The organism is Gelidibacter sp. (assembly GCF_035515035.1).
In the GTDB taxonomy this organism is placed as follows: domain Bacteria; phylum Bacteroidota; class Bacteroidia; order Flavobacteriales; family Flavobacteriaceae; genus Gelidibacter.
The window spans coordinates 1-5,194 of sequence record NZ_DATJCA010000176.1 but is presented as its reverse complement, the minus strand read 5'-3'; the positions used below and the strand labels follow the sequence as shown (position 1 = coordinate 5,194).

At 36.4% G+C, this 5,194-nt stretch carries 5 protein-coding genes and 1 pseudogene; 3 read left to right on the top strand and 3 right to left on the bottom strand.

All coding sequences use genetic code 11. The annotated features are described in order from the left end of the window. A partial coding sequence (locus VLZ86_RS15065; protein ID WP_325452816.1) for a F0F1 ATP synthase subunit gamma occupies positions 1 to 253 on the top strand: 253 nt, incomplete at its 5' end. Between the two features lie 551 nt (positions 254 to 804). On the opposite strand, the gene VLZ86_RS15060 is transcribed toward VLZ86_RS15065, so the two are convergent. Continuing rightward, positions 805 to 1,110, bottom strand: a complete 306-nt coding sequence (locus tag VLZ86_RS15060; protein WP_325452815.1) for a hypothetical protein — start codon at positions 1,108 to 1,110, stop codon at positions 805 to 807. Positions 1,111 to 1,569: 459 nt separating this feature from the next. Beyond that, a complete protein-coding gene (locus VLZ86_RS15055; protein WP_325452813.1) occupies positions 1,570 to 2,430 on the bottom strand; it encodes a universal stress protein in 861 nt (286 codons plus the stop codon). Positions 2,431 to 2,949: 519 nt separating this feature from the next. Between VLZ86_RS15055 and VLZ86_RS15050 the strand changes: the two genes are divergently transcribed. Both VLZ86_RS15050 and VLZ86_RS15045 read left to right on the top strand, forming a co-directional pair. Next, positions 2,950 to 4,023 carry a saccharopine dehydrogenase family protein gene (locus VLZ86_RS15050; RefSeq protein ID WP_325452811.1) on the top strand — a complete coding sequence of 358 codons (1,074 nt, stop codon included), beginning with the start codon at positions 2,950 to 2,952 and terminating at the stop codon, positions 4,021 to 4,023. Positions 4,024 to 4,073: 50 nt separating this feature from the next. Further along, the gene (locus tag VLZ86_RS15045; protein WP_325452809.1) at positions 4,074 to 4,841 is read left to right on the top strand and encodes an exodeoxyribonuclease III; all 768 of its coding nucleotides are present in this window, start codon (positions 4,074 to 4,076) and stop codon (positions 4,839 to 4,841) included. A 48-nt stretch (positions 4,842 to 4,889) separates the two neighbouring features. Here VLZ86_RS15045 and VLZ86_RS15040 read toward each other — a convergent pair. Further along, positions 4,890 to 5,194: pseudogene (locus VLZ86_RS15040) on the bottom strand (peptidase M41); the annotation flags it as partial.

Here is a 5,194-nt window from a genome sequence, read left to right as displayed (position 1 = left end):
AGTTATTGGTGGCACTGAAAGCACCTTACGTACGCTGATTAGGGAATATCTTTTTGTGTCCTTGTACAAGGCCAGTGCAGAATCTTTGGCGGCCGAAAACGCCAGTAGACTCGAAGCTATGGAGCGCGCAGAAAAAAACATTGATGAGATGTTGGAGGATCTGAAACGTGGGTACAACCGTTTGAGACAAAGCACTATTGATGAAGAACTTTTTGATGTGATTGCAGGATTCGAGGCATTGAAAGATAAATGATGTAAAAAGTTGTTTTCGATCTTTGCTAACTTATGGTTGTTGTTGCATTAGTAACAAGGTGTGTCCAATTAAAACTTCAGTTATTTGACCGTATCTTTGATAGTAACAAATGATAGTATCGAAGTTGAAGCCTGATTATCACAGAAAAGACGGTATCACGAATTTGAAAGACAGATCTTCAGCTAAGGCAAATCTCTGTTTAAAAAGCAGCGGAATTAGATCTCTTCGAAAAAATGGTGAAAAAAATAAAATAATTTATCGCCTTAAAAACTTAATACAACCAAGTATATTGAATTGCTTGGTCGCTGGATATTTTAAACCCCATAAATTATCCAACCTAGATTTTTTCTTTCAATAAAACTTGCGAGATACGCAATCGCTTTCACGTAAAGCATCCTCACCTAATCAATGGATAAACAAAATGGGAAAGGCCTTTGAAATCTCAAAGGCCTTTCCCATTTATAAGAATAACTTAAATTTAAAATTAATTCTTAAGTTTCTCATATTTGCACCTCTCCTTTAATTGGATGGAGATTGCGAATTTCACCATACTAATACATTAATGCAGGACCAGTATAGGGTACCATTCCAGCCGGTCTGTTTGTAAGCTGCTCTCTTCGGGCTTCTAATTCGTTTTGAACTTGAGTTTTTTGTGCCTCCATTCTTTTCGCTGCATCTTTAATATAGTTTTCAGTTTGCTCGCGGATGGTAGTTTTTAGCTCTTGTTCTTGTTGTTGCTTGTAAACTCTTAGGTTATTTTGGTTTTCTACCGAGTTTATTTTTTCGAATTTTTCTTGTGCAGACATCCCCATGATTGAAAATGTTGCAATAGATAAGCAAATAAAAATACGTTTCATAATAAATAATTTTTAAGTTAATAATTTTTTGGAAAACCATGAGTGGTATTTATCCACTTTGGTTCCTTTCAATAGGTTTAGGATATTTAAGGGAGCAATCCCTAAAATTCAATTTTTATAAGGATGTTATCAGGAACATTTTAGTCTTCCAATCTGTTATCAATATACTTGATATATAGAGGATTAACAATGACTTGGGTCAGTTGGGCGTGCTCATGCAGTAGAGTGTCATTATTGAAAGAACGCACCGTTTGGAGCCATTGATATGAGGAGCTATTTATTGATAAAACCTAGGTAGTGACTGTCGTCATCAAATTTGGAGGAACTTGCTAGTGCCGAAGAAAGAAGGTTGAAAAATAGAAAAATACTGAATAGACCAGCCCTTGAATGAACTCCATACTCTTTTTTTACTTGCCTTTAAAAGAATGCCATTCTATTCAGTGATTCATTAATATAGTTTTAAAGGTGGAATTTGCCATAATTTTTGGCGTTAAAACTCATTAAAGGAATTTTGCCGTAAGACTTCATTTTTTTTAAGAGATTTCGATAGAACAGATCTGAGGTGTAACTTGTGCTTTCACGCTCAAGCATGCCGATGATGTCGGCATTGGTTTTGTCGGAATATGTAATGAGTTCCGTAAAAATATCATCGGAATGTAATACATCTAATTCAACGTTATCATATTTCACATGTTTACCAATGGTTTCCATTCTTTGTGTCTTTTCTATATCACATATGGTTTTTTCCATCGTGCAAATATGGACTATTTTGATTTTTGCGTCAAGAGGCTTGGCAATTGCTGCCAATTTACAAAGGGCATCGAGATCTTCTTGTTGAAAATCTGTGGCATATACGATGGTTTTGATCGGATTATATGCTTTATCTTCTGGAATGGTCAAAATTGGATAAGGTGCTTTTTCTACAAGACCTCTTGCCGTACTCCCCATAATCAATCTTTGCAATTTATTTTTGCTATTCATGCCAGTCACGATGAATAAGGACTGGATGTCCACGGCTTTGGAGACGATACCATCAATCGCTGTTTTATCCTGAATCGCTTCAACTTCGATATTCATCTTTTCTAAATCGCCACCTAAATGATTTTTGCAAAAGGCCTCAAGTTTCTCAGTATGTTTCTTAAAAGTATCTTTTTCAAATTTCGGAAAGGGTATTCTTGCTTTTGTTTGCATTATTGAAGGCGTCTCAAATACATGAACTACCCATAATTTAGCATTTAAGCTTAAACTTAGGTTATGAGCATATTTGAGGGCGGCGACGGAGCTTTCTGAATAATCGGTGGCGTATAAAATTGACTTCATTTTAGCTATTGTTTTAATTAAAACCCAAATTTATGAAACGAATCATCGAAATAATATGACATAGATCAGCTTGAGTATTAAATCTTTAAATGAAGGGAACTTTTTAAACATCACATTTAAACGAAATTGCATTCACCACACTTTAAATGCCGTAAAACTTATCCTTACTTCTTTAATGCGATTTTTATCGAGGTGTACAACCTGTATTACGAGGGTTATTTTCTGAAAATTCGATGTATAAAATTTTCATATTCTCATTTTTTACTAGTAATTTCCAAGTTTTATATCAATAAGATTCAGTAAAAAAGAAAATGATAAAAAAACTATCGAAAGCGAAGGGTGCTGAAAGATTTTTAAAAAAGCACCTCTAGAGAGTAATTGGGTGATTTTAATTTAAATAACAGGTGTTTCTCATTTTTTAAAATCAGGTCTTTATTCTATAAGCGAAGCGGTCTTGATTCTTTATTTAAGGACACATTGAAAAGATAAACTTTTGGACACAAATTATAAAAAGAAAATATGATAGATAAAATTGGAGTTCTTGGCTTGGGAAAAGTAGGCAGTCTGGTGGCAACCTTACTTAGTTCGAAGTATGAAGTAGAAGGGATGGATCAAACTGAACCAGATGAAAAATTCCCTTTCAAAATAACCAAAGGTGATGTTTCCAAAGATGAAACCATTCGCGAATTTCTGAAAGACAAACAAGCTGTAGTGTCCTGTTTGCCATATTTTCTCAATATAAAAATAGCCCAAACGGCATCTGATATGGGTGTGCATTACTTCGATTTGACTGAAGATGTACCCACGCTTAATGCAATTCAGAAAATGTCTAAAGGCAGCAAAGCCGTTTTGGCGCCTCAATGTGGGTTGGCACCAGGATTTATCGGAATCCTAGGAGCGGGATTGTATTCGCAATTTTCTGAAATCCGATCGGTGAAGTTAAGGGTAGGCGCATTGCCTCTGCATCCTATGGGGCAATTGGGCTATAGTTTTACCTGGAGTGCTGAAGGGGTCATCAATGAGTACCTCAATGATGCTGAAGTGATTCATAATAGCCAGCGTAAGATGGTAAGTTCTCTTGATGATGTTGAATCCATCAATATTAACGGACGTCAATATGAGGCCTTTTCTACTTCGGGTGGATTGGGGACCATGTGCGAAACTTTAGATGGCAAAGTGGATATGCTCAATTATAAAACCATGAGATATCCAGGGCATCGTGATGCCATGAAATTGATTCTTTATGATTTACAGTTGAAAAATGATCGAAAGTTGGCAAAAGAAATTTTGAACAATGCCCTGCCGCTGGTCGATGAAGATATCGTCTTGGTTTATGCCGCTGTAGAAGGTAAGATAGAGGGCAATTTGAGAAGGAAGGAATTTAGCGAATCTTACCGTCGAATTACTTTGGACGGTAAGGATTGGCGTGCCATAAGTTGGACCACCGCCTGTAGTATATCGACGGTGGTGGACTTGGTTTCTGAAGGCAAATTAAAAAACAAAGGGTTTATCAAACAGGAAGAGATTCCGTTGGATATGTTTTTGGCATCTGATTTTGGATCGATGTATGACACCTATAAAGATCCTAAATAAATACGGTGAAAGTGTTTTAAGATGCTTTCAGTTAGCTAGAAAATATAAATATGATGAAAATAATTTCTTGGAACATTAATGGTATCCGAGCCATCACACAAAAGGATTTTTTTGAGTACTTCTCAAAAATGGATCCAGATATTATTTGTCTTCAAGAAACAAAAGCGCAAGATGGGGAGGTTAAAAAAGCCTTATCGCATTTGAGCAATTATCATCATTATTATAACTCGGCCATTCGAAAGGGCTACTCGGGAGTCGCGCTGCTCTCAAAGGAAAAGCCAATTACTGTAACCTTTGACATGCAAATCGAAGAACATGATCAAGAAGGTCGTGTTATTTGTGCAGAATTTGAACGCTTTTATTTGGTCAATGTCTATGTGCCTAATTCTGGACAAGAATTGGTCCGGTTGGATTACCGACAACAATGGGATATAGATTTTCGGAACTATCTAACAAATTTAAAAGCAATTAAACCAGTTATCCTTTGTGGCGACCTAAACGTTGCCCATCAGGCTATCGACCTTAAAAACGATAAAGCCAATTACAATAAAACAGCTGGTTATACCCAAATTGAAATTGATGGGATGGACCATCTTCTTGACGCCGGATTTGTGGATTCGTGGAGGCATTTTCATCCAGATACCATAGCTTATACCTATTGGAGCTACCGGTTCAAGGCTCGGGAACGCAATACGGGATGGCGTTTAGATTACTTTTTGGTCAGTAACTCTTTATTGGATAAAGTCAAAAACGTGGAGATATTATCCCAATACTACGGCTCAGACCATTGCCCAATCCAGTTGGATCTTGCCCTATAAATTGAAGTTTAAAAGCAATTCCAAATAAAATTGGTTCTGAAAAACAGATTATTCTTCTAGATTCAATAATTCTTTTGCTTTTCGTTTTCCTAAGATTTGCTCTAAATCTTCAATATCGGCGATTTCTTTATCGAGTAAGAGCGTTGCCAATTGTTCGAGTTCATCTTTGTGTTTGATCAAAATATCTTTTGCTCGTTGATACTGCGTCATAATAAGATGATGGACTTCCTTGTCAATGCGTTTGCCCATTTCCTCGCTGTAAGGCTTACCTAAAATACTTTGATATTGTCCAGAGGAATCGTAAAAACTAAGCGGACCAATATTCTCATCCAGACCATAATAAGCCACCATTC